This is a genomic window from Zavarzinia compransoris (assembly GCF_003173055.1).
GTDB lineage: Bacteria > Pseudomonadota > Alphaproteobacteria > Zavarziniales > Zavarziniaceae > Zavarzinia > Zavarzinia compransoris.
The window spans coordinates 730,648-756,056 of record NZ_QGLF01000002.1 but is presented as its reverse complement, the minus strand read 5'-3'; the positions used below and the strand labels follow the sequence as shown (position 1 = coordinate 756,056).

Sequence of the window (25,409 nt, the reverse complement as noted above, 5' to 3'; positions counted from 1 at the left end):
GATCATCGGGGCGCCTTAATCGAACTTCGGCGGCTCGCACATCGGTTCGCGCGGCGGGATCTTCAATTCGGCACCACCAAGAGGGGCGATACGGGCGCGGATTGCAGCAGCCAAGTCGAGCGGCGGCGAAGGTTCCGTCACCACGCGGCGCAGGATGTCCCGCACCTCCTCTTCCATCGAGCGCCCGTGCTCGGCTGCACGCACGCGGAGGCGGCGCTTTAGCTCGTCGTCCAAGTTGCGGATCGTGATGCTCGCCATGGCGGCCTCCCAAACTCGATGGCTGCATATTAAGCGATGATTGCAATGCCATCTATATGGCATCCCCCCTTTGTCCGGAGATGCTCTCGGCGGTCATCGGGGCAATCCGATCCTTCGCTGCCTTCGACAAGCCCATCCGGGTGTCAAGATGCAGGCCTGGCTGGAACCTCTCACGACCAGGAAGACGCAGAAGAAGGAACCCTGCCTCAAGCACCGACAAGGTGATCGCGGGTCCCGCCGTTCAGACACGCATCCAGGGTCCGGCCTGCACCCTTTTCCCTATCAGATCACGCTGCCGGAAGCGTGGCACGCGCGTATAATCATCCGCACGCCGGAACGCGGTGCGGATCGCCTTGCCGGCCAGGGCCTCCGACGGATGCCACCGGTCCATCCGGATGCCGGAACCGGACGATGGCGCGATTCGCCGAATGGCCCGATCACGGTCACGCAATAGCTTGCAGGATACCAAAGCATCGCGGTTTCGGTGACGAAGCCGCCGAATCGATCATGCTCGACCGCCTTCCGGCGGTCGCAGATTTCGCAATGAAATCAGTAAGATGGATTGGCGCGCCCGAAGAGATTCGAACTCCTGACCCTCAGATTCGTAGTCTGATGCTCTATCCAGCTGAGCTACGGGCGCGCTGTCCTTCATGCGGTGTCGACCGCTTCGGAGGCCGGGAACCTAACCGAAGGGTCCGGGGCTTGCAACAGGGAAATTCGGAAAAATGCGCGGCCGTCGGGCGGGCCCGGCGCAGGACCCCGCGACACATATGCAACGAACTGAATTCTTTCGGCTTTGGGCGCTTGTCCGGCCTCGCCGCTGTGGCTAGTATCGCCCCTGGCTTCGGGGGACATCGGGGTGTGGACGGGCTCGCGCGTGCAGGCGCCGCCGGATTCGCATCTTCGGGCAGTAGCGTCCCAGCAGATAATGACGAGTGGACCGGGATGGCTTTTGCGACCGATCGTGCGTTCAACGCTGGCGCGGCATCCGCGCCCGGCGGTTTGATTTCGTCGGGGCGCCGCCGCGTCCTTCCCCTCGCCTTCCTGCTCGCGGCTGCAGGCGGCCTCGGCGGGTGCAGCTGGCTGTCGTCGACGCCGGGCAGCAGCGCGGGCAGCGCGCCCCTGGCCGGCTTCGAGGTCACCTCGACCGGCACCGTGGTCGGGCGAAAGGTCGAGCAGTTGCGCGGCGACCTGTCCCGCCTGAAGGCCAATGTCGACGCGCAGCAGCAGAATTTCGACGTGCTGCTGGCCCAGACCGTGCGCTCGTCGGAGGCCTATCACGGCGTCGTCGCAGCCGTTCAGGCCCGCCTGCAGCTGGGCACCACGCCGGGCAACCCGCTTCTCGTCCAGCAGTGGAACCAGGCCCAGCGCGAGCTGGACGCGGTCACCGGCAATGTGACGGCCCTCGGCCAGCTGGCCAATTCGGTTGCCGGCTCGTCGTCCTCCGCCGCCTATCTGCTCGAATCGACCCAGGCGGCCCTCGGCCTGTCCGGCGGCATCGACCAGGACCGCATCGCCCTCAATATGATCGAGGACGATACCGCGCGCCTCGTGGTCCGAATCGACCGGCTGCTGACCGCCCTTTCCGACCAGGTCTCGCGCCAGACCGTCTATGTCTCGGGCGAGCGCGGCAACCTGACCACCCTCGCCCTGGCGATCAAGAACGGCGAGCTTTACGGCGCCTCGATCACCACCCGCACCTTCACGCCGGGCCGGGTTTCCGCCACGCCGACCTATTACGACGAGACGCCGGCCTATCGCCCGGCCGCCGGCGGTTCCGCCGCCGCGATCGACGACCGCCGCCCCCTGGTGGTGATCCGCTTCGACCAGCCGGACGTCGCCTATCAGCAGGCGCTCTATACCGCCGTCTCCAAGGTCCTGGACCAGCGGCCGCAGACCGGCTTCGACCTCATCGCCATCACCCCCTCGGCCGGCACCGCCGCCGAAGTGGCCATGAACCAGACCAAGTCGAAGCAGAATGCCCAGGGCGTGCTGCGCACCCTGACCGACATGGGCCTGCCGTCCGACCGGGTTTCGGTCGCGGCGACCACCAGCGCCGATGCCGCGGTGCCCGAGGTCCGGCTCTATATCCGCTGACGCGGCGCCCCCCGCTTGAGAGCCCCGGTTCGCGCCGGGGCTTTTTTGTGCCCCGATCCCGCCTTCAGCGGACCACGCCCCAGAATTTCAGCAGTTCGAGCGACGAGCAGACGCCGACGTCGCTGACCAATTGGGCCAGCCCCTTCGGCGCCACCCCGCAGCCCGATTTCGAATCGACCGGCACGGAATGGCCGACGTCGGTCAGGTCGACGAATTGCACCGCCGGCCGGCCCTGGCCGTCCACCCAGGTCTCGCGGACATAGGGGCCCACCCTGTCGACCGCCGGCGGCCGGCCGGCGAGGCCCATCAGGCCCAGCCATTGGTTGCGCACCCGCGGCCCGTTCGAGGCCGCGACCATGGCGTCGTCCGCCCCCTGCCAGACCGAGAGGCGGGGCCAGGGCCCCGGCCAGTCCACCTCGTCGCGGATGCGGCGGGCCAGATCCTCGGGATCGTCGGTGCCGAAGCCGGCCATGGCCACCGGCGCGAACAGCATGGCGCTGGTCTGGCCCACCGGCAGGCTGCCGAAGGTGCCGCCGGCGGCGATCAGGTCGGGATAGCTCGCCATCAGGATCAGGGCCATGCTGCCGCCGGCCGAATGGCCGGTGACGAAGATCCGCCGCGCATCGAGCCCATAGGCTTCGACCATGGCGACGATCATCGAATGGATCGACACCGGCTCGTCCCCGGCCGGCCCCTGCTGCCAGGCATTGAACCATTGGAAGCAATAGTTCGGGTCATTATAGGCGATCTGGCCGGGCATCAGCACCGCGAAGCCATAGCGGTCGGCAAGCGCGAGCCAGCCGGTTTCGGCCGCATATTCCTCGGCGGTCTGGAAGCAATGATGGAGGGCGACGACCAGCGGCGCCCCCCGCCGCAGACCGGCCGGGACATAGGCCTTCATCCGCAGGTTGGCCGGATTGGCGCCGAAATCCTCGAAATCGGTGGCCCGGCTGATCGCGACCGGGGTTTGCAGGGCGCAGCCCGACACGACCAGGGGCATCAGCAGCAACAGCATCAGGCGGAGCAAAGACAGACGCATGATCCCCCGGCGCCGGAAAACTTCACTGCCCCGCACCATGGATATTTGCCGACGGCTTTGCAAGGCCGCCCCCTGCCCCTATAGTCCGCGCCAGCCGGTTGCCGCCGGAATGGATGGATTCGCCAAGAGACCCCTGCTGCGATGCGCCTGCCCCAAGACATTCTGCTGATCGCGGCCAGCGTGATTTTCCTGGCCTTCACCATCGGCTATGCCTTGCACTTCCGCCGGCCCGAGGGCACGCCCTGGCCCATGCGCGTGCTGGCGGTCCTGTCCGGCGCGACCACCGCCGGCGTGATCGCCGAAATCACCGATACCCGCGCCACCTGGGCCAGCTTCATCGCCGCCGGCGCGCTGCTGGCCGCTTCCGCCCTGCTCTATGGCTGGGCGATCGCGACCACGCGGCGCCAGCGCCTGTCCCTGGCCTTTTCCAAGGATGCGCCGGCCTTCCTGCTGGTCGAGGGGCCTTACCGCCTGGTGCGCCACCCCTTCTATACCGCCTATCTGCTCTATTGGATCGGCGGCGCCATCGCCGCGCGGGAAGCCTGGCTGCTGCTGGCGGTCGCGGTCATGGCCGCCGGCTTCGCCTGGGCGGCCCTGCGCGAGGAGGGGAAATTCGCCGCGAGCAGCCTTGGCGGGGCCTATGCCGCCTATCGCGCGCGGACCGGCATGTTCCTGCCCCGGCTGCGGCGCCCCGGGCTGCACCGGCAGGGCTGAACCGCCATGGCCCACCCGCCCGACGCGGTCCGCCGGCGCCGCGAACTCGACCTGTTGCGCATCTTCGCCTGCCTGGTCCAATTCCCCTTCCATACCGCCAAGGTCTTCGATTTCGACCCGGCCTATCATGTGAAGAGTGCGGTCGCCTCGGGCGCGATGGATCTCTTCGCCGCCTTCGCCCATGTCTGGCGCATGCCGCTGTTCTTCTTCATCGCCGGTTTCGCCGCCGCGACCGCCCTGTCGTCGCGCCGTTCGTTCCCCTTCGTGGTGGATCGTTTCGTCCGCCTGCTGCCGCCCTTCGTGGTCGGGCTGCTGCTCTTCGCGCCGGCGATCAAATATCTCGAACGGCTCGGCGGCATCGACCTCCGCCCCAGCGGGCTGCGCCCGGTCGAGGTGCCCTTCACCCTCGACTACGTCGATTTCTACTACCGCTTCTTCACCCGGCTGAACCAGTTCACCTGGTCGCACCTGTGGTTCCTGGCCTATCTGCTGCTGTTCAGCCTGATCTTCACCTGGGCGATCCGGCGCATCGCCCTTGCCTATGACCGCTGGCCGGGGCACGGCGGCTGGCTGGTGCTGCCGGGCCTTGCCCTTGCGGCGGCGGAAGTGCTGCTGCGGCCGCGCTTCGGCGACCTGCCCAACCTGTTCGGCGATTTCGCCAATCTGGCGATCGAGACGGTGTTCTTCTTCATGGGCGCGATCGTCTCGCGCCAGCCCCGGATCGAAGCGGTCCTGACCGTCCGGCCGCTGCTTCTGCTCGGTCTCGGGCTCGGCAGTTTCGGCTTCTATTACCTGGGCGAGGCGGCTTTCGGGCCCTGGGCCCTGGGGGCGCGGGGGCTGGCCGCGTGGTGCCTGGTTCTCGGCCTGCTCGGCCTCGGGCGGCGCCTGACCCGGCGCGAAACCGCCTTCGACCGCTATATGGGCGAGGCGAGCCTGCCGCTCTATGTCCTGCACCACCTGCCGGTGGTCGCCATCGCCTTCGTGCTGGTGCCGCTGGACCTGCCCCTGTGGGTGAAGGCGGCGGCGATCTGCTTCGGCTCGGCCGCCGTCACCTTCGCCGCCTATCACCTGGTCATCCGGCCCTATGGGCCGGTGCGCTTCCTGTTCGGCCTGAAGCCGCGCCGCCACCGGCCCGCCCCCGGAATGAACGTTCATTCCGGGGTCAGGACTCAGTCTGGAGGTAAGGTTCAGTCCGGGAGCAAGGTTCAGGCGGCGCGGGAATAGGACGCGCGCGGCTCCAGGATATATTCCGCCGCCTTTTCCGCGGTCATGATCGTCGGGGCATTGGTATTGCCGCCGATCAGGGTCGGATGGATCGAGGCATCGACCACCCGCAGCCCCTCGATGCCGTGGACGCGGCATTGCTCGTCCACCACCGCCATGTCGTCATGGCCCATCTTGCAGGTGCCGACCGGGTGATAGACCGTCTCGGCATTGCGGCGCACGTAGTCTTCGATCTCCTTGTCGGTCTGCGCCTGCTGCCAGTGGAAATCGGGGTTCCGGCCGCGCTTGTCCGCGAAGGCCTGGTCGAGGATGACGTCGCGCGACAGCTTGAAGGCGCGGATCAGGCATTCCACGTCCTCGCGCTCGGCCAGATAGTTCGGGTCGATGGCGGGGGCGGCGAAAGGATCGGCGGACTTCAGCCACAGCCGGCCGATCGAGCGCGGCCGCAGCTGGCAGGCATGAGTCGAATAGCCGTGGCCGAACTTGGTGGTCAGGCCGTGGTTTTCCAGGATCGCCGGGATGAAATGCATCTGCACGTCGGGGCGCGGGTCCTGGGGATTGGTGCGGGCGAAACAGCCGGCCTCGGCCACATTAGTGGTATAGATGCCGCGCTTGCTGATGAAATAATTCATCAGGCCGATGGCGCCGCGATAGGACATGCGCCACGAGAAGCCATAGGACTCGCTGGTCCTGGTGCGCTGCTGCAGGGTGATGTCCAGATGGTCGCGGAGGTTCCGGCCGACCCCCGGCAGGGCATGGCGAAGGGCGACGCCCGCCGCCTTCAGGTCGGCCGGATCGCCGATCCCCGACAGTTGGAGCACCTGGGGCGAATTGATCGCGCCGCCGCAGAGGATGACGCTTTCCGCCGCCTCTTCCACCCGTTCGGCGCCCTTCGCCTTGAAGCGCACGCCGCGGGCGCGCTTGCCGTCGAATTCGACGGCCATGACATGGGCCCCGGTCAGGATGGTCAGGTTCGGCCGGCTTTCGGCATCCCAGAGATAGGCCCGGGCGGCGGAAAAGCGCTGGCCCTGCTTCTGGGTCAATTGGTAATAGCCGATGCCTTCCTGCTCGGCGCCGTTGAAATCGTCGGTTTCCTTCAGGCCCCAGCGCTTGCCCGCCTCGATGTAGAGGTCGCACAGCGGGTTGGGGTTGCGCGGATCGGTGACGTTCAGGGGGCCGTGGTTGCCGTGGAACTGGTCGGTGATGCGCTCGTTGTGCTCGGCCTTGCGGAAATAGGGCAGGCAGCGGTCATAGGACCAGTCCTCGAGGCCGAGGTCCGCCCAGTCGTCGTAATCGTCGCGGTGGCCGCGGGTATAGATCATGGCGTTGATCGAGGACGAGCCGCCCAGGGTCTTGCCGCGCGGCCAGAACATCTCGCGCCCGGCCATATGCCGCTGGGCGACGGTGTAATAGCCCCAGTTCCGGGTCTTCGAGCGCATGAGCGCGACGACGCCGAAGGGCATCATCACCGACCAGTGGCGGTCGGTCGGCCCCGCTTCGAGCAGCAGGACCCTGGTGTTCGGATTGGCCGACAGGCGATTGGCCATCACACAGCCGGCCGAACCGGCGCCGATGATGATGAAGTCGTACATGTCTCTCCCCAGACCTCGCGTTTCCTGGCGGGGCGCCGGTCTCTGCCGGCTGCCCGTCGTCAAGGCGGCGGGGACAGCCCTCACCCCGGCAGCGCCTTTTCCGACAAATTGTCAGTTCTGGGAAAATACTAGAATCGCATTCACGGAAAAGCAAAAAAAACCGCCGCTGCCGCGACGGCACGCCGGACGAAGCAAGACGGGGCCGGAAGGGATGCACCCCTTCCGGCCCCTTTGCCGAAAGCCGCCGCGCCGGGGGGGCCTGCGGGCGGCCCCGGCTTATTCGGCCGGCTGGCGGGCGAGGGCGGGTTCGAAGACGGCGTCGACCTCGGGCACCGGCTTGCCGTCGAGGGCGAGGGCCAGGCGGTCGCGGTCGAGTTCACCCTCCATCCGGGCGACGACGATGGCGGCCACCGCATTGCCGATGAAGTTGGTGAGCGCGCGGCATTCGCTCATGAAGCGGTCGATGCCGAGGATCAGGGCCATGCCGGCGACCGGCACGCTGGGCACCACCGACAGGGTGGCGGCCAGGGTGATGAAGCCCGAACCGGTGACGCCCGCCGCCCCTTTCGACGACAGCATGGCGACGAGCAGCAGCAGGATCTGGTCGCCCAGCGCCAGCGGCGTATCGGTCGCCTGGGCGATGAAGAGCGCGGCCATGGTCATATAGATATTGGTGCCGTCGAGGTTGAAGGAATAGCCCGTGGGCACCACCAGCCCGACCACGGAGCGCGAGCAGCCGGCACGCTCCAGCTTGTCCATCACCGCCGGCAGGGCCGATTCGGACGACGAGGTGCCGAGGACGAGCAGCAATTCGCCCTTGATGTAGCGCATCAGCTTCAGGATCGAGAAACCGTTCGCCCGGGCCACCAGCCCCAGGATGCCGACGACGAAGAGGATCGAGGTCAGGTAGAAGGTCCCGACCAGCAGGGCCAGGTTGGCGATCGAGCCGATGCCGTATTTGCCGATGGTGAAGGCCATGGCGCCGAAGGCACCGATCGGGGCCGCCTTCATCAGCACGTTGACCATGGCGAAGACGGCGGCCGTGACCGATTTCAGGAATTCGGTGACCGGCCGGCCCTTTTCGCCCGAGAGCGCGAGGCCGACACCGAACAGCACCGAGAAGAACAGCACCTGGAGAATTTCGCCCGAGGCGAAGGCGCCGACCGCGGTCGACGGGATGATGTTCATCAGGAAGCCGATCAGCGACTGTTCATGCGCCTTCTGCGCATAGTCGGCGACCGCCTTGCCATCCAGCGTCGCCGGATCGATGTGCAGGCCGTGGCCCGGCTGCACCAGATTGGCGACGATCAGGCCGACGATCAGTGCCAGGGTCGAGAAGATCAGGAAATAGATGAAGGCCTTGGCCCCCACCCGGCCGACCTTGGCCAGGTTGCCCGAGCCGGCGATGCCGGTGACGACGGTGAGGAAGATCACCGGCGCGATGATCATCTTCACCAGCTTGATGAAGGCATCGCCCAGCGGCTTCAGGTCGGCGCCGAACTGCGGCGAGAAATGGCCGAGCAGGATGCCCGCGGCCACGGCGAACAGGACCTGGACGTAAAGCACCTTGTAGAACGGACGGCGCTGCCCGGTTGCGGCAGCGGGGGCATAACTGGCCATGGGATCCTCCCTGGATGAGCCGGGGGCCTTGGCGGCCCCTCGGGTGATGACGGCTCCCCCATGGCAAGCGTTGTGCCAGCCGCGGAAAGCGGCTACCACAGTAGGCAAGTGCTTGAAATTCCTTGGTCTTGGTTGCCGGCCCGGCATCGCCCGGGCGGCCCTTGTGCGGGAGTCCACACAGATGCGGCGGGGTGCTGGCGGAAAACCGCACAGACGGGAATGGCTGGTCTTCGGCCTGGCCGGCCTCTTGCTGCTGGCCGCCGCCGCCGTCTTCGCCGGGCGCGAGGGGGCACGGCGGGCCCTGAACGATGCCGCCGCCGATGCCCAGATCGCCGCGCGCCTGAAGGTCGCCGTGCTGCGCGCCGAGATCGAGAAACACCGTTCCCTGCCCGTCGTCCTGGCCGAGGATCCGGATGTCGCCGCGGCCCTGGGCGCGCCGGGCAACGACCGCCTGATCGAGGCGATGAACCGCAAGCTGGAAAGCCTCAGCCGGGATACGAGGGTCGGCGTCATCTATCTGGTCGACCGCACGGGCCTGACCGTCGCCGCCAGCAACTGGCGCGACGACACCAGCTTCGTCGGCCAGAACTATGCCTTCCGGCCCTATTTCAAAAGCGCCATCGCCGAGGGCGCGGCGGAACATTTCGCCCTGGGCACGCGCTCGAACCGGCCCGGGCTCTATCTCGCGCGCAAGGTCGGCAATGGTCTCGGCGCCGTGGTCATCAAGGTCGAATTCGAGGCGCTGGAAGCCGAATGGGCCGAAGACCGGGACCCGGTAATGGTGACCGACGGCAAGGGCGTGGTGCTTCTCACCGACCGGGCCGACTGGCGCTTCCAGACCCTGGCGCCCCTCGATGCCGACACGATCGCCGCGGTGCGCGCCAGCCTGCAATTCGGCGCCGCCCCGCTGGCGCCGCTGGCCTTCGAACGGCTGCCGGACGGGCAATTGCGCATCGGCGGCAGCCGCCACATCGATGCCGTCCTGCCGGTGCCGACCACGGGCTGGAGCCTGCACCTGCTGCGCGGCCTGCAACCGGGCTTGCGCCAGGCGGAAAGCGGCGCCGCCCTGACCGCCGGCCTTGCTGCCGCCCTGCTGCTGGCCGCCGCCGCCGTGCTGCTGCGCCGGCGCCACCGCGCGGCCGAACACCGGGCGGAAGACGCGGCCAGGCGCCAGCAATTGGAGGCGGAAGTGGCGGCCCGCACCGGCGACCTGACCGCCGCCAACGGCCGCCTGTCGGCCGAGATCGCGGAACGCCAGCAATTGCAGGACGAACTGGCCCAGGCCAACCGCCTCGCCATTCTCGGCCAGATCGCCGCCAGCGTCGCCCATGAGATCAACCAGCCCGTCGCCGCCATCCGCACCTATGCCGACAATGCCGCGGTCTTCCTGGACCGGGCGGAGCGGGAGGCGGTCGCCGCCAACCTTGGCCAGATCGCCCGCCTGACCGACCGCGTGGGCGCCATCACCGGACAATTGCGCAATTTCGCCCGCCGCGGCCCCCGGGCCAGCAGTGCGGTCGATCTCGCCGCCGTGCTCGACGGCGCCTTGCTGCTGCTCGGGCCGCGGCTGCGCCGCCAGGGGGCGGTGGTGCAACGGGCCCTGCCGCCCGGCCTGCCCCGGGTGCAGGGCGATCCGGTGCGCCTGGAACAGGTACTGGTCAACCTGCTGCAGAATGCCCTCGACGCCGCCGGCGAGGGTGCTGCGATCGAGATCGCGGGGAGCGCCGCCGGCGACGAGGTGGTGGTCACCGTGGCCGACAACGGCCCCGGCATCCCGCCCGAGGTGATGACCCGCCTGTTCACCCCCTTCGTCACCACCAAGGCGGCGGGACTCGGCCTTGGCCTCGTCATTTCCGGCGATATCGTCAAGGATCTGGGCGGCACGCTGCATGCGCTGAACCGGCCCGCCGGCGGCGCCGAATTTACCTTGAGGTTGCAACGGGCATGAGCATCGAGGTCGCCTTCGTCGACGATGATCCGGACCTGCGCGCCGCGAATGCGCAGAGCCTGGGCCTGGCCGGCTTCGCGGTGCGGGAATTCGACGGCGCTGCGGCGGCGCTGGCCGCCCTCGATGCCGGGTTCGCGGGCGTCGTCGTCACCGATGTCCGCATGCCCGGGATCGACGGCATCGAATTGTTCCGCCGCCTGCGGGCCCTCGACCCGGAACTGCCGGTCATCCTGATCACCGGCCACGGCGATATCGACATGGCGGTCTCGGCCCTGCACGAGGGCGCCTATGACTTCATCGCCAAGCCCTTCGCCGCCGCCCGCCTGGTCGAAAGCGTGCGCCGCGCCGGCGACAAGCGCCGTCTCGTGCTCGAAAACCGCGCGCTCCGCGCCGCCCTCGACGCGGCGGCGGGCGATGCCCCCCTGATGGGGGCGACGCCGGCGATGGAACGCCTGCGGGCACGGATTCGCAGCCTTGCCGATCTCGATGTCGACGTCCTCGTCCATGGCGAGACCGGCTCGGGCAAGGAAATGGTCGCCCAGGCCCTGCACCAATGGGGCCGGCGGCGGGCGAGGCGCCTCGTCGCCCTCAATTGCGGCGCCCTGCCCGAGACGGTGATCGACAGCGAATTGTTCGGCCACGAGGCCGGGGCCTTCACCGGCGCCCAGAAGAAGCGCATCGGCCAGATCGAACTGGCCGACGGCGGCACCCTGTTCCTCGACGAGATCGAGAGCATGCCGCTGAACCTTCAGGCCAAGCTGCTGCGCGTGCTCGAGGACCGGCAAGTGACGCCGCTCGGCGGCAACCAGCAGCGGCGCATCGACATGCGGGTGATCGCCGCGACCAAGGTCGACCTCGCCCAGGCGGCCAAGGCGGGCGGCTTTCGCCCCGACCTCGCCTTCCGCCTCGATGTCGTGACCCTGCGCATTCCGCCCTTGCGCGAGCGGCGCGACGACATTCCCCTGCTGTTCGAGCATTTCGCCGCCCGCGCGGCGGAACGCTTCGGCCGCGGCAGGCCGGCGGTTTCCCCCCACCTCCGCCGCCGCTTCGCCGAGCACGACTGGCCGGGCAATGTCCGCGAACTCGCCCATTGCGCCGAACGCGCCGTCCTCGGCCTTCTGGACGAGGCGGGGCCGGAGCCTGCCCCCGCCGCGCCGGAGAGTCTTGCCGATCAGGTCGCCGCCTTCGAGGCCGGCGTGCTGCGCGCCGCCCTCGAACGCCACAAGGGCCATATCCCCGCCGTGCTCGACGACCTCGGCCTGCCGCGCAAGACGCTTTACGACAAGCTCGCCCGCCACGGCCTGGTACCCGGCGACTTCAGGGGCTAGCCAGGTTTTGCGCATCGTCGGACGGCGAACCGGTTTCCATTTCGCCTGACGATGCGCTGGCTTAACCGGGCCTTAGTAATCCCCGGCGACAATGGCGCCACCCTGCCCCCCGGAGGCGTGCATGTTCGGCATCCGCGCGAAAGAAAAACCCCCTGCCATCCTGCCCGCCCGGGAACCGGCGCCGCCCCCGCCAGCCGCCGAGGCGCCGCGCGAAAGCGCGATCGAGGCGGCCTTGAACCGCTCGCTCGCGGTGATCGAATTCGCGCTCGACGGCACCATCCTCAAGGCCAACGAGAATTTCCTCGCCGTCATGGGCTATCGGCTGGACGAGGTCCAGGGCCGCCATCATTCGCTCTTCGTCGAGCCGGCGGACCGCGACGCGCCCGCCTATCTCGCCTTCTGGGCCAAGCTGCGACGCGGCGAATATGATTCCGGCCAATACCGCCGCCTTGCCAAGGGCGGCCGGGAAATCTGGATCCAGGCGACCTACAACCCGATCCTGGATGCCCGCGGCCAGCCGGAGCGGGTGATCAAATTCGCCGCCGACATCACCGCGGAAAAGCAGCGCGCCGCCAACGCGGACGGCCAGCTCGCCGCCATCGGCAAGTCGCAGGCGGTGATCGAATTCACCCTCGACGGCGAGATCCTGACGGCGAACGAGAATTTCCTGAATGCCGTCGGCTACCGGCTGGCGGAAATCCAGGGCCGCCACCATTCGATGTTCGTCGCCCCCGAGGATGTGCACGGCACCGCCTATCGCGCCTTCTGGGAAAAGCTGCGGCGCGGCGAATATGACACCGGGCGTTACCGCCGGATCGGCAAGGGCGGCCGGGAAATCTGGATCCAGGCGTCCTACAACCCGATCCTCGACCCGAACGGCCGGCCGTGGAAAGTGGTGAAATTCGCCACCGACATCACCGACCAGATCGCCCTCGCGCTCAAGATGCGCGAAGCGGCCGAGGCCGTGGCCCGTTCCGCCGCCGACATGCGCCAGACCTCGGAAGCGATCGCCGCCACCGCCGAAGAGACCACCCGCCAGGCCGAGGCCGTCACCGCCGCGGCGGGCGAAGCCTCGGGCAATGTCCAGACCGTCGCCGCCGCGGGCGAGGAAATGAGTTCCTCGATCCACGAGATCGCCCGGCAGGTGGTCGAATCCGCCGCCATCTCCAACCGCGCGGTCGCCGAGGCCGATGTCACCACCGCCGCCATGAACGACCTGAAGCAGATGGCGCTGAAGATCGGCGACGTGGTGAAGCTGATCAGCGATATCGCCAGCCAGACCAATCTTCTCGCCCTCAACGCGACGATCGAGGCCGCCCGCTCGGGCGAGGCCGGCAAGGGCTTCGCCGTCGTCGCCTCGGAAGTGAAGGTCCTGGCCAACCAGACCGCCAAGGCGACCGAGGATATCGCGGCCCAGATCGCCGCCATGCAGCAGGCGGCCAATACCTCGATGACCGCGATCACCGGCATCACCCAGACGATCACCAAGACCTCGGAAATCACCAACCTGATCTCGGCCGCGGTCGAGGAACAATCCGCCACCACCCAGGAAATCGCCCGCTCCGCCGCCAAGGCGGCCGCCGGCACCCAGGAGGTGGCGCAGAATATCGACGGCGTGAACGGCGCCGCCCGCCACACCGGCGATGCCTCCGCCCATATGGTCGGGGCCGCCAATGCCCTGGCCGGACAGGCCGAGGGCATGAAGGCGGATCTGGTCAGCTATCTGCGCCGGCTGGGGGTCACGGTCTGAGGTCGCCGCGCAGGCAAGCCTCGATCTGGGGCAGGCGGTCGGCGCCGAAGAACGCCTCCGCCCCGATCACGACATAGGGCGAGCCCCAGACCCCGGCGGCCACCGCCTGATCAATGGCGCGCAGCACCAGCGCCCGGCCGGCCTCGCCCGCCCGGGCCCGTTCGCGGGCGATGCCGCAATCGAGCGCCAGCGCCTCGATCACCGCGGCATCGCCGAGATCCGCGCCTTCGGTGAAATAAGCCTTGAACACGCGGTGGGCGAAGCGGACCGCCCCGGCCGGGTCGTCCGCCGCCAGTTCGTGGAACAGGCGCGCGGGCAGATGGCTCGACACCGGGAAACGGTCGGGCAGGGCGAAGGGCTTGCCGACATGACGGGCGGAGCGCGCCATGTCGGCCAGGACGTAGCGGCGCTTCACCGCATTGTCGAGCGGCGGCGGCAGGCCGATCTCCTTCAGCACGGCCCAGAGCATGAGGGGGCGCCAGTTCAGCACCCGCCCGTGGGCGGCCGCCAGGGATGCCAGCGGTTCCGCCAGGAAATAGGCATAGGGCGAGGCGAAGTCGAAATAGAAGTCGATCGGTTCGGCCATGGCGGTCAGCCCAGCGCCGGCGAGGCAGGCAGGCCGCAGGCGGTTACATAATCGGCGATCAGGCGGGCGGCAAGGTCGGCGACCGGCGGGGTATCGTGGATCGTGACGATGCCGTGGCCGGCGGTCCAGATATCGCGCCAGAGCCGGGTGCCGCCGTCGTTCAGGGAACTGAGATCCGGGCGCTTCGGCGGCAGCTTGTCGAGATCGACCCCGGCCCGTTCCAGCGACGGCCGCAGCCAGTTGCAGGGAATGCCCGACAGCCGGTCGGAATTCACCAGGTCGGCGATGCCGCCATCGACGATCATCTGCTTGTAGTCGGCCGCGGCCCCGGATTCCGCACTCGCCAGGAAGCGGGTCCCGACATAGGCGAGATCGGCGCCCAGCACTTCCGCCGCCCGCACCTGGAAGCCGTCGTTGATGGCGCCGCCGAGGATGAGGCAGCCGTCCCAGAACTGCCGGATCTCGCGCACCAGGGAAAAGTCGCTCTGCTGCGAGGCATGGCCGCCGGCGCCGGCGCCGATGCAGATCAGGCCGTCGACGCCCGATTGCGCCGCCTTGCGGGCATGGTCGGCAGTGGTGACATCGCAGAACACGAGGCCGCCATAGCCATGGACCCGGCGCACCACCTCGCCCGGATGGCCGAGGGAGGTGAAGACCAGCGGCACCCGGTGCCGGACCACGGTTTCGAGATCGGGCTCGAAGCGGACATTGCTGCGGTGGACCACCAGGTTGACCGCGAAGGGCGCCACCCGCGCCCCCGGGTTCGCCGCCGCGTAATCCGCCAGATCTTCGCGGATATCGGTCAGCCAGTCGTCGAGCAGGGCCGCCGGGCGGGCGTTCAGATGCGGAAAACTGCCGACGATCCCGGCCTTGCACAGGGCCTTCACCAAATCGGGAAAGGACACCAGGAACATGGGCGCGCCGATCACCGGCACCGTGAGCCTGCCCCGCAACAATGCCGGTATTGCCATGACGATCCCCCCATCGCCGCCGACTCTAGCCGGGCGCCGGCGATTCTCGCCGTCCGTCTGGACTAGAACCTGCTCGGCCGGGCGCGCCGCCCCCTCTCGATTCCCCCTTGAACCTACAGTGACTGTAGAGATCAGGATGCCCGGCAGTGACAGGACGGAGGGCGGGCGATGGACGGCCTATGCGATCTTTGGGCGGCGCGGGCGGCGGCAGGGCCGGTCGAGACCGGGGTTCTGGTCGTCGGCGCCGGGCAGGCCGGCCTTGCCGCCGGCTATCACCTGCAACGGCGCGGGCTGGAGGTGCTGATCGTCGACGGCGCGGCGCGGGCGGGCGGCGGCTGGCATCGGCGCTACGACAGCCTCAGCCTGTTCACGCCGCGCGCCTTCAGCGCCCTGCCCGGCCTTGCCCTGGCGGGCGACCCGCAAGGCTTCCCGAGCGGCGCCGAATTCGCCGCCTATCTGGAAACCTATGCCCGCCATTTCGCCCTGCCGCTGTCGCTGGGCGACGGGATCCTGCGCCTGACCCGGATCGGCGACCTGTTCCGGGCCGAACGGGCGGGCGGCGGCATCATCCTGGCCCGTGCCGTGATACTGGCGACCGGGGCTTTTCCCGGCACGCGCGTGCCGGCCTTCGCCGCCGACCTCGACCTCGCGATCCGCCAGATCGCCGCCGACGACTACCGCCGGCCTGCCGACCTCGGCCCCGGGCCGGTGCTGATCGTCGGCGACGGCGCGGCCGGGCGCGACATCGCCCTCGACCTTGCGGGCACGCGGCCGGTGGCGCTGGCGGGCGGGCGCCGGCGCCGGCTGCTGCCGGAACGCCTGCTGGGGCAAAGCCTGTGGTGGTGGCTGGCGCGCCTCGGCCTGCTGCGCGTCGGGCCCGACAGCCGGCTCGGCCGCTTCATGCGCCGTGCCGACCCGTTTCCCGACCGGGGCCGGGGGACCAAGGCCCTGGCCCGGCGCGGCATCGAACTCTTGCCCCGGGCTTCGGACGCCGCCATCGGCGGGATCCGGCTGGACGACGGCCGCATCCGGCACCCGGCGACGGTGATCTGGGCGACCGGCCCGCTGCCGGAGCGGCCGGACTGGATCGAGATCGACGGGCTTTTGGAGGCCGACGGCAGTATCCGCCAGCGTGGCGGCGAGACGGCGGTGCCCGGCCTCTACACCCTGGGCCGGCCCTGGCAGCGCAACCGCGCCTCCGGCCTTGCCCTGGGGGTGGGCGACGACGCCGCCCTGATCGCGGCGCGGATCGCAGGCGCCGCGTCAGGCTGACGCCGCAGCCCCCGGGATCCCGGCGGCATCGAGCGCCGCCTGCTGCCGCGCGGTGATCAGGGCAGGGTCGAAACCGTCCAGGGCGGCATTGAACATCTCGCACCAGTTGCGCGTCGCGCCGAGGTGCAGGAAGACGGCGCCGAGCCCGATCGCCGCCCGGTCCATGAAGACGAATTCGCGCGGCGGGCGCAGGGGTCCCAGGGCCTTGAGCCGGCGATGGACCTCGGTCATTTCGCGCCGGCCGTATTCGGCGGGGGCGATGCCGTCGGCGATGGTGCGCGGCCGGTCGTCCAGCATCGGGCCATAGATGAAGCGGGCCCAGATGTTCAGGGTCTCGATCAGGTCGGTGCTGAGGTTGGTGAAGCCCCAGGTCTCATAGGCATGGACCGCGCGGGCCTCGTCGCCGGTCTCCAGCGCGCGGTAAAGCTCGATCACGCCGGCGACGAAGGCGGCCGGGAAGATGCGCACGCAGCCGTAGTCGAGCAGGTTGATCCCCGCCCCCTCGCCCGCCACCGTGTAATTCCCGAGGTGCGGATCGCCATGGATTACGCCGATGCGGGTGAAGGGCAGCCACCACGCCCGGAACAGGACATCGGCCAGCCGGTTGCGCACCTCTTCCGCCGCCCCCTTCCAGTCGAGGATCGGGGTGCCGTCCAGCCAGCTCATGGCCAGCAGGCGGCGGCTGGACAGGGCGGGAAAATGGCGCGGCACATGAATGTCCGGCTGGTCGGCCAGCACGGCCCCGTAGAGCCGCATATGCGCCGCCTCGCGGGTGTAATCCAGCTCTTCCCGCAGGCGGTCCGAGATTTCCTCGTAGATCTCGGCGGTGTCGATCACCCCGTCCATGCGCTTGTGGATGGACAAGGCCAGCTTCAACTGCTTCAGGTCGGCCTCGACCGCCGACAGCATGTCGGGATACTGTAATTTCACCGCCAGCGCCGTGCCGTCCGGCGCGACCGCGCGATGGACCTGGCCGAGGGAGGCCGCCCCCACCGCCTCCTGGGCGAATTCGGCGAAGCGGCCGCGCCAGTCCGGGCCGAGTTCGGCGCTCATGCGCCGGCGCACGAAGACCCAGCCCATGGCGGGCGCCTGGGATTGCAACGTCGCCAATTCCTTGGCGAATTCCTCGGGCACCGCGTCGGGCACGGTGGCCAGGATCTGGGCCACCTTCATCAAGGGCCCCTTGAGCCCGCCGAGGGCGCGGCGCAATTCGCCCGCGATCTTGGCGTAATCGGCTTCGGTGCCGGTGATGCGGCGCCCGGCCTCGCGCAGGGCCATGCCGCCGACCGCCCCCGTCACCTTGGCGTAACGGCGGGCGCGGCTGGCGAAACGATTTCCCTCCGCGTCCCGCTCGTCATCCATGATGTTACATCGCCTCCAGCTGGTCGATAAAGCCGGAGACGACGCCGAGCCCCTTGGACCAGAAGGCGGGATCGCTGGCGTCGAGGTTGAAGGGCGCCAGCAATTCCTTGTGCCGCAGCGTGCCGCCAGCCTTCAGCATCTCGAAATATTTCTGCTGGAAGCCCGCCTCCGCGCCCTCGTAGACGGCATAGAGCGAATTCACCAGACAGTCGCCGAAGGCATAGGCATAGACGTAGAACGGCGAATGGATGAAATGCGGGATGTAACACCAGAAGGTTTCATAGCCCGGATTGAGGCGGATCGCCGGGCCCAGGCTCTCGCCCTGGATCTCCAGCCAGATCTCGCCGATCCGCTCCGCCGTCAGCTCGCTGGTCCGCCGTTCGGCGTGGACGCGGCATTCGAACTGGTAGAAGGCGGTCTGACGCACCACGGTGTTGATCATGTCCTCCACCTTGGTGGCGAGCAGGATCTTGCGGAGCGCCGGGTCCTTCTGCTTGCGCAGCAGGGCCTGGAAGGTCAGCATCTCGCCGAAGACCGAGGCGGTCTCGGCCAGCGTCAGGGGCGTGTCGGCCATCAGGGGGCCCTGGGCCGCCGCCAGCACCTGATGCACGCCATGGCCGAGCTCGTGGGCCAGGGTCATCACGTCCCGCGTCTTGCCCTGGTAGTTCAGCAGCAGATAGGGATGGGCCGAGGGCACGGTCGGATGGGCGAAGGCGCCGGGCGACTTGCCGGGGCGGACCGGCGCATCGATCCAGGCATTGTCGAAGAAGCGCCGGCCGATCGCCGCGAGATCGGGCGAGAAATCGCCATAGGCGCCGAGCACGGTGTCACGCGCCTCGTCCCACGGGATGGTGCGGTCGTCGCCGTTCGGCAGGGGCGCGTTGCGGTCCCAGGCGTTCAGCGCCTCGACCCCGAACCACTTCGCCTTCAGGGCGTAATAGCGGTGCGACAGCCGGGGATAGGCGTCGCGCACGGCGGTGACCAGGGCATCCACCACCTCGGCCTCGACGGCGTTGGAAAGGTGGCGCGAGGCGGCCGGCGCCGGATACTTCCGCCAGCGGTCCTCGATCTCCTTGTCCTTGGCGAGCGTATTGGTGATCAGGGCGAAGAGGCGGATGTTCTTCTTGAAGACTTCCGCCAGGGCCTGGGCCGCCCGCTCGCGCACGGCGGGGTCGCGGTCCGACATCTGGTGCAGCGCCTCGGCGCTGGTCAGTTCCTTGCCGTCGATGGAAAAGCGCAGCTGGGCGAAGGTCTCGTCGAACAGGCGGTTCCAGGCGGCCCGGCCGGCGACATATTTCTCGTGCAGCAGCTTTTCCATCTGGTCGGACAGCTGGTGCGGGCGATAGGCGCGCAGGTCGCGCAGCCAGGGCCGGTAATGGGCGAAGGCGGGCGAGGCGGCGAGCTTCGCCTCCAGGACATCGTCCTCCAGCCGGTTCAGTTCCAGCGTGAAGAAGAGCAGCAGGCTGGAAATCTCGGTCAGGCGTTCCTGGGCGGTCTGGCTGAACTGGGCGATCCTGCTGTCCGCCATGTTCCCGGAATAGACGAGGCCGCTGTAGGACCCGATCCGCCCGAGCAGATCCTGCAACGCCTCGTATTCGCGCAAGCCGGCGGCCACCTCGTCGCCCCCGAGGGCGGCGAGCCGGCCCTCATAGGCTTCGGCGAAGCGCCGGGCCGCAGCCTCGGCGGCGGCGAAAGCCTCGGCCAGTTCCGGCGAATCGGGACCGGGGTAGAGGTCGCTCAAGTCCCATTCCGGCAGGACCCCCAGGCTCGTCGCCATGCTCGCTTCGCTCATCGGGCTAACCTTCCACGTCTGATCTTTGCCGATATGGGGTGCCGGGCCGCGGCTGCCAAGGGAATCAGCCGAGCGCGGCCTCGTGCATGCCCAGCGCCTCGAGGTAGAGTTCGAGGATGGCATCCATCTCCTGGCGCTCCGCCTTGTCGATCTTGCGCAGGCGGATGACCTGGCGCAGCACCTTGGTGTCGAAGCCGTTGCCCTTGGCCTCGGCATAGACTTCGCGGATATCGGCGGCCAGTGCCGCCTTCTCTTCTTCCAGGCGCTCGATGCGGGCGACGAACTGGCGCAGCTGCTCGCCTGCGATGCCGACGACTTCGGCCATGACGGACCTCTTCTCTCGAAAACAGGGGATATGGCCGGCGACGTTAGCCGGGGCCGCCCCGCCTTGGCAATCCGCCTGCCATCCGAATCCGGCCGGACCGCCCTTCGTTAAATTTTTTCGACGAGGCCGTTGACAACCCCGGCAGGGAAAAGTATCTAACCGGCCTCGCACCTGCCCAGGTGGCGGAATTGGTAGACGCGCTAGTTTCAGGTACTAGTGCCCGTAAGGGCGTGGAAGTTCGAGTCTTCTCCTGGGCACCATCGCGATCCCCGCGCAAGGCGGCGGACGCCGTAATGACCGAGGTCCCATCGTGACCGTGACGCTCCACAAGGGCGATCTTCCTGATGGGCTGGATCTCGGTCCCGTCGTCGCCATCGATACCGAGACTATGGGGCTGAACCCGCATCGCGACCGGCTGTGCCTCGTGCAGCTGTCGTCGGGCGACGGCAACGCCCATCTGGTCCAGATCGGCCTCGGCCAGGGGTCGGCACCCAACCTCGCCCGCATGCTGGCGGACCCCAAGGTCCTGAAGCTGTTCCATTTCGCCCGCTTCGACATCGCCGCCCTTCACCACGGGCTCGGCGTCGTCACGGCGCCGGTCTATTGCACCAAGATCGCCTCGAAGCTGATCCGCACCTTCACCGACCGCCATGGCCTGAAGGACCTGGTCAAGGAATTGACCGGGGTCGAGATCTCGAAGCAACAGCAGTCGTCCGACTGGGGCGCCGACGACCTGAGCGAGGCGCAGCTGGCCTATGCCGCGTCGGACGTTCTCTATCTTCATGCCCTGAAAGCCAAGCTCGACGTCCTGCTCGCCCGCGAGGGGCGGACCGGGCTGGCGCAGGCCTGCTATGACTTCCTGCCCAGCCGCGCCCTGCTCGACCTGGCGGGCTGGCCTGAAGTAGACATATTCGCGCACTGATCCCCGTCGTTCGCGGAACCGGCCCCGGCCCTGCCCGTTTGGACCCTGTGGGCCCGGTGGCCCCCGCCGGCCCGTTCCGGCATGACGACCAAATGATGAGCCAGGCACCGTGAATCCCGTCGACTCCGATCTGACCGAAGCCCGCCGCGTTCTTTCGACCGAAGTCGCCGGTCTGAACCTGCTGGCCGAGTCGCTGGACGGGCGCTTCTCCGCCGCCGTCGGCCGCATCGCCGAGGCCGCGGGCCGGGTCATCGTCTCGGGCATGGGCAAGTCCGGGCTGGTGGGCAAGAAGATCAGCGCGACCCTGGCCTCGACCGGCACGCCCGCCATCTTCGTCCACCCGGCGGAGGCCAGCCACGGCGACCTCGGCATGATCACGCCGAACGACGTGGTGATCTGCCTGTCCAATTCCGGCGAGACCCATGAGCTGGCGGACATCATCGCCTATACCCGGCGCCACCAGATCACCCTGATCGCGATCACCGCGGGCGCGAAGAGCACGCTGGCCCAGGCCAGCGACATTCTTCTCGCCCTGCCCGCGGGTGCGGCGGAAGCCTGCCCGCTCGGCCTTGCGCCCACCACCTCGACCACCATGCAGCTCGCCCTCGGCGATGCGCTGGCGGTCGCGCTGATGGCGCGGCGCGGCTTCACCGCCGAGCAGTTCAAGTCCTTCCACCCGGGCGGCAAGCTGGGCAGCCGGCTGATCCGGGTCGGCGACCTGATGCATACCGGCGACGAGGTCCCCCTCGCCCCGGCCGACGCCCGCATGGAACAGGTGATCCTGACCATCACCTCGAAGCGTTTCGGCTGCGCCGGCATCGTCGATTCGGCCGGCCATCTGGTCGGGGCCATCACCGACGGCGACCTGCGCCGCAAGATGGGCCCCGATCTCCTGAACATGCCCGCCCGCGACGTCATGACCCAGGGCCCGCGCACGACCCGGGCGAACGCGCTGGCGGCCGAAGCCCTGTTCCTGATGAACAAGCACGCGATCACCGCCCTGTTCGTCGCCGACGATGCCCGCAAGCCGGTCGGCATCCTGCACATCCACGACCTGCTGCGGGCCGGGGTGGCCTGAGATGGCGCGCCGCGCCACCCTGCCCAAGCCGGCGCCGCGCACCGGGCGCAGCTACAGCCGCTTCGTCGGCCTGATGAAGATCGTGCTGCCGCTGGTCGCGGTCGGCCTTTTGGCCGCCGTGCTGATCTGGCCCTCGATCGAGAACCGGCGCGACATCGCCCTGTCCTATAGCGACGTCGAGATCCGGGCGGACGGCCTCGAAATGGTCGCCCCGGTGTTGACCGGCGCCGACGACCGCGGCCGGCCCTATGTCCTGACCGCCAAGGGCGCGACCGCCGACGGGCTGGAGCCGACCATGGTCACCCTGCACGAGATCGAGGCGGACGTCGCCATGGAGGACGGCCGCCCGGTGACCGTGGTCGCCGCCACCGGCATCTACCGCATCAGGGAGGAAACCCTGGCGCTCGACGGCGGCGTGACGGTCACGCTGGCCGACGGCCATGTGGTAAAGCTCGAAAGCGTGCTCCTGGATCTTGCCAAAGGCACGGCTTCGAGCGACAAGCGGGTGGTGGGATCGGGCCCGACCGGCCGGATCGAAGCGGACAGCATGAGCGCCAGCGACGGTGGACACAGCCTGCGGTTCAACGGCAATGTCAGGGCCGTGATCACACGCAGCGAAGACGCCGGCGCCGGCCTGCCGAGGGATGGTCAATGACGAAAGCGGTACGAGTTCTGCGCCATGCGATCGCCCTTGGTTTCGTCGCCGGGCTGGCCCTGGGCCTGCCGGCGGCGGCCCAGAACGGCCCCCCGCGCCTGAATTTCAATTCCGGCGCCCCGATCGAGATCCTGGCCGATTCCCTGGAAGTGACGGACAGTTCGTCGTCGGCCGTCTTCGTCGGTAACGTGAAGGTGACCCAGGACCGGATGATCCTGCGCGCCGACCGGCTGGAAGTGGTCTATGCCGGCGGTTCGGTCGCCGATGGGGCGGGCGGCGGGCCTTCGGGGATCAAGCGGATCACGGCGAAGGGCAATGTCTTCGTCACCTCGGGCGAGGATACGGCCCAGGGCGACGCCGCCGTCTACGATCCCGACAAGGGCATCGTCACCATGACCGGCAAGGTGGTGCTGACCCGGGGCGAGAACGTCCTCCGCGGCAGCGAACTGGTGGTCAACCTGAACACCGGCCGCAGCGTCATGACCGGCGGTGCCGGCGACGGCGACGGCCGGGTCAAGGGCCTGATCGTGCCCGAGAAGAAGACCGGCCCATGACCGATGCCGCCCCGCCGGCGATCGAAACCGGCCTGGTCGCCCATTCGCTCGGCAAGATCTACAGCAAGCGCCCGGTGGTCCGGGGCGTCAGCCTGCAATTGCAGCGCGGCGAGGTGGTCGGCCTGCTCGGCCCGAACGGCGCCGGCAAGACCACCTGCTTCTATATGATCTCAGGCCTGATCGCGCCCGACTACGGCAGCATCCTGTTCGACGGGCGCGACGTCACCGCCCTGCCGATGTACCGGCGCGCCCGCCTCGGCATCGGCTATCTGCCGCAGGAAGCCTCGATCTTCCGGGGCCTGACGGTGGAGGACAATATCCGCTCGGTGCTCGAGATCGTCGAGACCGAGCGCGACCGCCGCGAGGCTGTTCTCGACGACCTGCTGGCGGAATTCTCCATCGCCCACCTGCGCAACACCTCGTCGGTGGCGCTGTCGGGCGGGGAGCGGCGGCGCGTGGAGATCGCGCGGGCGCTGGCGACCAGCCCCAGCTTCATCCTGCTGGACGAACCGCTGGCCGGCATCGACCCGATCGCGGTCGACGACATCCGCCACCTGATCTCCCATCTCAAGGATCGGGGCATCGGCGTGCTGATCACGGACCACAATGTCCGCGAAACGCTGGACATGATCGACAGGGCCTACATTATTCACGAGGGACAGGTCCTGATGGAAGGACCGCCCGACGAGGTGGTCGCCCACGAGGGTGTCCGCCGCGTCTATCTTGGCGATAGATTCAGTCTCTGACAGGTAAGGATCATGGCGATCACACAACGGCTGGAGCTGAAGCAGGGCCAGTCGCTGGTGATGACCCCCCAGTTGCAGCAGGCGATCAAACTGCTGCAATTGAGCCAGATCGAGCTGGCGTCCTTCGTCGAACAGGAGCTTGAGCGCAACCCCCTGCTCACCCAGGACGACCATGGCGGCGAGGCGGAACGACCCGAGGCGGAGAGCGCCGCCCGGGCCGAGGACGCACCCGCGCCATCCGGCGACGGCCCGGCGGGCATCGACCGCGACATTCGCGACAGCCGCGACATGGGCGAGCCGGCGGCCAGCCTGCAGGACGGCTACGAGAATGTCTTCGGCGACGATTCGGTCACCGACCGGGCCGAATTCGCCGGCCCCCAGGGGCCGGACGGATTGACCGAGACCAGTTGGGGCGGCATCGGCGCCGGCGGGCGCAGCGATTTCGAGGACAGCGACTTCGCCGGCGACGAGCGTCTTGCCGCCGGCGTGTCGCTGCGCGAGCACCTGATGGCGCAATTGTCCGAACTGCCGCTGTCGGCGGCGGACCGGCTGATCGCGGCCAATCTGGTCGATTCCCTCGACGAGGCCGGCTATCTCGGCGAATCGACCGCCGATATCGCCGCCCGCCTCGGCATCGGCGAAGCCCGGCTGGAGGTGCTGCTGCGCCAGCTCCAGGCCCTGGACCCGCCCGGCGTCTTCGCCCGCGGCCTCCAGGAATGCCTGGAAATCCAGTGCCGCGAGGCGGACCGCCTCGACCCGGCCATGGCGGCGGTCCTGCGCCATCTCGACCTGGTGGCGCGGCGCGATCTCGGCCAGCTGTCGCGCCTTGCCGGGGTCGACGAGGACGAGATCGTCGAGATCATCAAGGAAATCCGCACCCTGAACCCCAAGCCCGGCCACGCCTTCGACACGGCGCCGGTGCATGCGGTGATTCCGGACGTCTATATCCGGCGCGGGCCCGACGGCGACTGGCTGATCGAACTGAACGCCGACACCATGCCGCGGGTGCTGATCGACCGGCGCTATGCCGCCCGCCTGTCCGCCCATGACGGCGCGCGCAAGGACGACAAGGCCTATCTCTCGGATTGCCTCGCCTCGGCCAATTGGCTGGTCAAGGCGCTGGACCAGCGCGCCCGCACCATCCTGAAGGTCGCGACCTCGCTGGTGCGCCAGCAGGATGCGTTCCTGCGCTTCGGCATCACCCACCTGCGGCCGATGAACCTGAAGGCGATCGCCGAAGAGATCGGCATGCACGAATCGACCGTGTCCCGCGTCACCGCTAACAAATGGGTGTGGACGCCGCGCGGCCTGTTCGAAATGAAATTCTTCTTCACCGCCGCGATCGGCTCGACCGACGGTTCCGACGCCCATTCGGCCGAGGCGGTGCGCCACCGCCTGAAGCAGCTGATCGACGGCGAGGCGGCCACCGCCATCCTGTCCGACGACAAGCTGGTCGAACTGCTGAAACGTGACGGCATCGACATCGCCCGCCGCACTGTCGCCAAGTACCGCGAGGCCATGGGCATCGGATCCTCCACGGATCGTCGGCGTCAGAAGGCGGCGCGCGGGCGCTGAC

Annotated in this window: 22 protein-coding genes and 2 tRNA genes; 14 read left to right on the top strand and 10 right to left on the bottom strand. The window is 68.6% G+C overall.

What is annotated here, in order from left to right; genetic code table 11:
* Positions 1–15 precede the first annotated feature (15 nt).
* Together DKG75_RS09390 and DKG75_RS09385 are read right to left on the bottom strand one after the other, a co-directional pair.
* Positions 16–258: a FitA-like ribbon-helix-helix domain-containing protein gene (locus DKG75_RS09390; protein WP_109920815.1), complete on the bottom strand. Its 243-nt coding sequence runs from the start codon at positions 256–258 to the stop codon at positions 16–18.
* Between the two features lie 563 nt (positions 259–821).
* Positions 822–898 (bottom strand) — tRNA-Arg (locus DKG75_RS09385).
* Between the two features lie 305 nt (positions 899–1,203).
* On the opposite strand from DKG75_RS09385, the gene DKG75_RS09380 reads away from it, so the two are divergent.
* Positions 1,204–2,355, top strand: coding sequence for a hypothetical protein (locus tag DKG75_RS09380; RefSeq protein ID WP_133636827.1), 1,152 nt, complete (start codon positions 1,204–1,206; stop codon positions 2,353–2,355).
* 64 nt (positions 2,356–2,419) lie between these two features.
* Here the strand turns inward: DKG75_RS09380 and DKG75_RS09375 are convergent, their stop codons facing one another.
* Entirely contained in the window at positions 2,420–3,394 is a 975-nt protein-coding gene (locus DKG75_RS09375) for an extracellular catalytic domain type 1 short-chain-length polyhydroxyalkanoate depolymerase (RefSeq protein ID WP_166646388.1), read from the bottom strand.
* A gap of 141 nt (positions 3,395–3,535) precedes the next feature.
* Here DKG75_RS09375 and DKG75_RS09370 point away from each other — a divergent pair, with 141 nt between their 5' ends.
* Both DKG75_RS09370 and DKG75_RS09365 read left to right on the top strand, forming a co-directional pair.
* Positions 3,536–4,108 carry a methyltransferase family protein gene (locus tag DKG75_RS09370; RefSeq protein WP_109920812.1) on the top strand — a complete coding sequence of 191 codons (573 nt, stop codon included), beginning with the start codon at positions 3,536–3,538 and terminating at the stop codon, positions 4,106–4,108.
* A gap of 6 nt (positions 4,109–4,114) precedes the next feature.
* Entirely contained in the window at positions 4,115–5,332 is a 1,218-nt protein-coding gene (locus DKG75_RS09365; RefSeq protein WP_109920811.1) for an acyltransferase family protein, read from the top strand.
* On the opposite strand, the gene DKG75_RS09360 is transcribed toward DKG75_RS09365, so the two are convergent.
* The gene (locus DKG75_RS09360; RefSeq protein ID WP_243746471.1) at positions 5,314–6,924 is read right to left on the bottom strand and encodes a GMC family oxidoreductase; all 1,611 of its coding nucleotides are present in this window, start codon (positions 6,922–6,924) and stop codon (positions 5,314–5,316) included. The two genes, DKG75_RS09365 and DKG75_RS09360, sit on opposite strands and share 19 nt — an antisense overlap.
* A gap of 276 nt (positions 6,925–7,200) precedes the next feature.
* Positions 7,201–8,544, bottom strand: coding sequence for a dicarboxylate/amino acid:cation symporter (locus DKG75_RS09355; protein WP_109920810.1), 1,344 nt, complete (start codon positions 8,542–8,544; stop codon positions 7,201–7,203).
* A 181-nt stretch (positions 8,545–8,725) separates the two neighbouring features.
* Between DKG75_RS09355 and DKG75_RS09350 the strand changes: the two genes are divergently transcribed.
* The 3 genes from DKG75_RS09350 (at position 8,726) to DKG75_RS23750 (ending at position 13,570) form a co-directional block, all read left to right on the top strand.
* The gene (locus DKG75_RS09350) at positions 8,726–10,492 is read left to right on the top strand and encodes a sensor histidine kinase (RefSeq protein ID WP_211315708.1); all 1,767 of its coding nucleotides are present in this window, start codon (positions 8,726–8,728) and stop codon (positions 10,490–10,492) included.
* Positions 10,489–11,820, top strand: coding sequence for a sigma-54-dependent transcriptional regulator (locus tag DKG75_RS09345; RefSeq protein WP_109920809.1), 1,332 nt, complete (start codon positions 10,489–10,491; stop codon positions 11,818–11,820). Before DKG75_RS09350 ends, DKG75_RS09345 begins: the two co-directional genes overlap by 4 nt.
* Before the next feature lie 121 nt (positions 11,821–11,941).
* Positions 11,942–13,570 (top strand): methyl-accepting chemotaxis protein, encoded by a 1,629-nt coding sequence (locus tag DKG75_RS23750; RefSeq protein WP_109920808.1) that lies wholly within the window; start codon positions 11,942–11,944, stop codon positions 13,568–13,570.
* On the opposite strand, the gene DKG75_RS09335 is transcribed toward DKG75_RS23750, so the two are convergent.
* Both DKG75_RS09335 and DKG75_RS09330 read right to left on the bottom strand, forming a co-directional pair.
* Positions 13,560–14,156: a 2-hydroxychromene-2-carboxylate isomerase gene (locus DKG75_RS09335; RefSeq protein WP_109920807.1), complete on the bottom strand. Its 597-nt coding sequence runs from the start codon at positions 14,154–14,156 to the stop codon at positions 13,560–13,562. The two genes, DKG75_RS23750 and DKG75_RS09335, sit on opposite strands and share 11 nt — an antisense overlap.
* Positions 14,157–14,161: 5 nt before the next feature.
* Positions 14,162–15,127: an NAD(P)H-dependent flavin oxidoreductase gene (locus tag DKG75_RS09330; RefSeq protein WP_109920806.1), complete on the bottom strand. Its 966-nt coding sequence runs from the start codon at positions 15,125–15,127 to the stop codon at positions 14,162–14,164.
* Between the two features lie 168 nt (positions 15,128–15,295).
* On the opposite strand from DKG75_RS09330, the gene DKG75_RS09325 reads away from it, so the two are divergent.
* Positions 15,296–16,399 (top strand): NAD(P)-binding domain-containing protein, encoded by a 1,104-nt coding sequence (locus DKG75_RS09325; protein WP_109920805.1) that lies wholly within the window; start codon positions 15,296–15,298, stop codon positions 16,397–16,399.
* Here DKG75_RS09325 and DKG75_RS09320 read toward each other — a convergent pair.
* The 3 genes from DKG75_RS09320 to DKG75_RS09310 all read right to left on the bottom strand — a co-directional run bounded on the left by DKG75_RS09320 (position 16,391) and on the right by DKG75_RS09310 (position 19,878).
* Positions 16,391–17,761 carry an ABC1 kinase family protein gene (locus tag DKG75_RS09320; protein ID WP_109920804.1) on the bottom strand — a complete coding sequence of 457 codons (1,371 nt, stop codon included), beginning with the start codon at positions 17,759–17,761 and terminating at the stop codon, positions 16,391–16,393. The two genes, DKG75_RS09325 and DKG75_RS09320, sit on opposite strands and share 9 nt — an antisense overlap.
* A 4-nt stretch (positions 17,762–17,765) precedes the next feature.
* The gene (locus DKG75_RS09315) at positions 17,766–19,553 is read right to left on the bottom strand and encodes a M3 family oligoendopeptidase (RefSeq protein ID WP_109920803.1); all 1,788 of its coding nucleotides are present in this window, start codon (positions 19,551–19,553) and stop codon (positions 17,766–17,768) included.
* 64 nt (positions 19,554–19,617) lie between these two features.
* A complete protein-coding gene (locus DKG75_RS09310) occupies positions 19,618–19,878 on the bottom strand; it encodes a DUF2312 domain-containing protein (RefSeq protein ID WP_109920802.1) in 261 nt (86 codons plus the stop codon).
* Between the two features lie 173 nt (positions 19,879–20,051).
* Between DKG75_RS09310 and DKG75_RS09305 the strand changes: the two genes are divergently transcribed.
* The 7 genes from DKG75_RS09305 to rpoN all read left to right on the top strand — a co-directional run bounded on the left by DKG75_RS09305 (position 20,052) and on the right by rpoN (position 25,408).
* A tRNA-Leu gene (locus DKG75_RS09305) sits at positions 20,052–20,138 on the top strand.
* A gap of 50 nt (positions 20,139–20,188) precedes the next feature.
* Complete coding sequence (locus tag DKG75_RS09300) at positions 20,189–20,800, top strand: ribonuclease D (RefSeq protein WP_109920801.1); 612 nt, start codon at positions 20,189–20,191, stop codon at positions 20,798–20,800.
* A 109-nt stretch (positions 20,801–20,909) separates the two neighbouring features.
* Positions 20,910–21,878, top strand: a complete 969-nt coding sequence (locus DKG75_RS09295; protein ID WP_109920800.1) for a KpsF/GutQ family sugar-phosphate isomerase — start codon at positions 20,910–20,912, stop codon at positions 21,876–21,878.
* Between the two features lies 1 nt (position 21,879).
* Positions 21,880–22,533 (top strand): LPS export ABC transporter periplasmic protein LptC, encoded by a 654-nt coding sequence (gene lptC, locus DKG75_RS09290; protein ID WP_166646390.1) that lies wholly within the window; start codon positions 21,880–21,882, stop codon positions 22,531–22,533.
* On the top strand, positions 22,530–23,087 hold the full coding sequence (locus DKG75_RS09285; RefSeq protein ID WP_109920798.1) for an LptA/OstA family protein: 558 nt from the start codon (positions 22,530–22,532) through the stop codon (positions 23,085–23,087). The genes lptC and DKG75_RS09285 overlap by 4 nt, the downstream gene beginning before the upstream one ends.
* Positions 23,084–23,833 carry an LPS export ABC transporter ATP-binding protein gene (gene lptB / locus DKG75_RS09280; protein WP_109920797.1) on the top strand — a complete coding sequence of 250 codons (750 nt, stop codon included), beginning with the start codon at positions 23,084–23,086 and terminating at the stop codon, positions 23,831–23,833. The genes DKG75_RS09285 and lptB overlap by 4 nt, the downstream gene beginning before the upstream one ends.
* A 12-nt stretch (positions 23,834–23,845) precedes the next feature.
* Positions 23,846–25,408 (top strand): RNA polymerase factor sigma-54, encoded by a 1,563-nt coding sequence (gene rpoN / locus DKG75_RS09275; RefSeq protein WP_109920796.1) that lies wholly within the window; start codon positions 23,846–23,848, stop codon positions 25,406–25,408.
* Position 25,409 lies beyond the last annotated feature (1 nt).

Bases quoted from the DNA above. Each gene is read 5' to 3' on its own strand.
- DKG75_RS09390 (WP_109920815.1), bottom strand. From the start codon at position 258: ATGGCGAGCATCACGATCCGCAACTTGGACGACGAGCTAAAGCGCCGC.
- DKG75_RS09380 (WP_133636827.1), top strand. From the start codon at position 1,204: ATGGCTTTTGCGACCGATCGTGCGTTCAACGCTGGCGCGGCATCCGCG.
- DKG75_RS09375 (WP_166646388.1), bottom strand. From the start codon at position 3,394: ATGCGTCTGTCTTTGCTCCGCCTGATGCTGTTGCTGCTGATGCCCCTG.
- DKG75_RS09370 (WP_109920812.1), top strand. From the start codon at position 3,536: ATGCGCCTGCCCCAAGACATTCTGCTGATCGCGGCCAGCGTGATTTTC.
- DKG75_RS09365 (WP_109920811.1), top strand. From the start codon at position 4,115: ATGGCCCACCCGCCCGACGCGGTCCGCCGGCGCCGCGAACTCGACCTG.
- DKG75_RS09360 (WP_243746471.1), bottom strand. From the start codon at position 6,924: ATGTACGACTTCATCATCATCGGCGCCGGTTCGGCCGGCTGTGTGATG.
- DKG75_RS09355 (WP_109920810.1), bottom strand. From the start codon at position 8,544: ATGGCCAGTTATGCCCCCGCTGCCGCAACCGGGCAGCGCCGTCCGTTC.
- DKG75_RS09350 (WP_211315708.1), top strand. From the start codon at position 8,726: ATGCGGCGGGGTGCTGGCGGAAAACCGCACAGACGGGAATGGCTGGTC.
- DKG75_RS09345 (WP_109920809.1), top strand. From the start codon at position 10,489: ATGAGCATCGAGGTCGCCTTCGTCGACGATGATCCGGACCTGCGCGCC.
- DKG75_RS23750 (WP_109920808.1), top strand. From the start codon at position 11,942: ATGTTCGGCATCCGCGCGAAAGAAAAACCCCCTGCCATCCTGCCCGCC.
- DKG75_RS09335 (WP_109920807.1), bottom strand. From the start codon at position 14,156: ATGGCCGAACCGATCGACTTCTATTTCGACTTCGCCTCGCCCTATGCC.
- DKG75_RS09330 (WP_109920806.1), bottom strand. From the start codon at position 15,127: ATGGCAATACCGGCATTGTTGCGGGGCAGGCTCACGGTGCCGGTGATC.
- DKG75_RS09325 (WP_109920805.1), top strand. From the start codon at position 15,296: ATGGACGGCCTATGCGATCTTTGGGCGGCGCGGGCGGCGGCAGGGCCG.
- DKG75_RS09320 (WP_109920804.1), bottom strand. From the start codon at position 17,761: ATGGATGACGAGCGGGACGCGGAGGGAAATCGTTTCGCCAGCCGCGCC.
- DKG75_RS09315 (WP_109920803.1), bottom strand. From the start codon at position 19,553: ATGAGCGAAGCGAGCATGGCGACGAGCCTGGGGGTCCTGCCGGAATGG.
- DKG75_RS09310 (WP_109920802.1), bottom strand. From the start codon at position 19,878: ATGGCCGAAGTCGTCGGCATCGCAGGCGAGCAGCTGCGCCAGTTCGTC.
- lptC (WP_166646390.1), top strand. From the start codon at position 21,880: ATGGCGCGCCGCGCCACCCTGCCCAAGCCGGCGCCGCGCACCGGGCGC.
- DKG75_RS09285 (WP_109920798.1), top strand. From the start codon at position 22,530: ATGACGAAAGCGGTACGAGTTCTGCGCCATGCGATCGCCCTTGGTTTC.
- lptB (WP_109920797.1), top strand. From the start codon at position 23,084: ATGACCGATGCCGCCCCGCCGGCGATCGAAACCGGCCTGGTCGCCCAT.
- rpoN (WP_109920796.1), top strand. From the start codon at position 23,846: ATGGCGATCACACAACGGCTGGAGCTGAAGCAGGGCCAGTCGCTGGTG.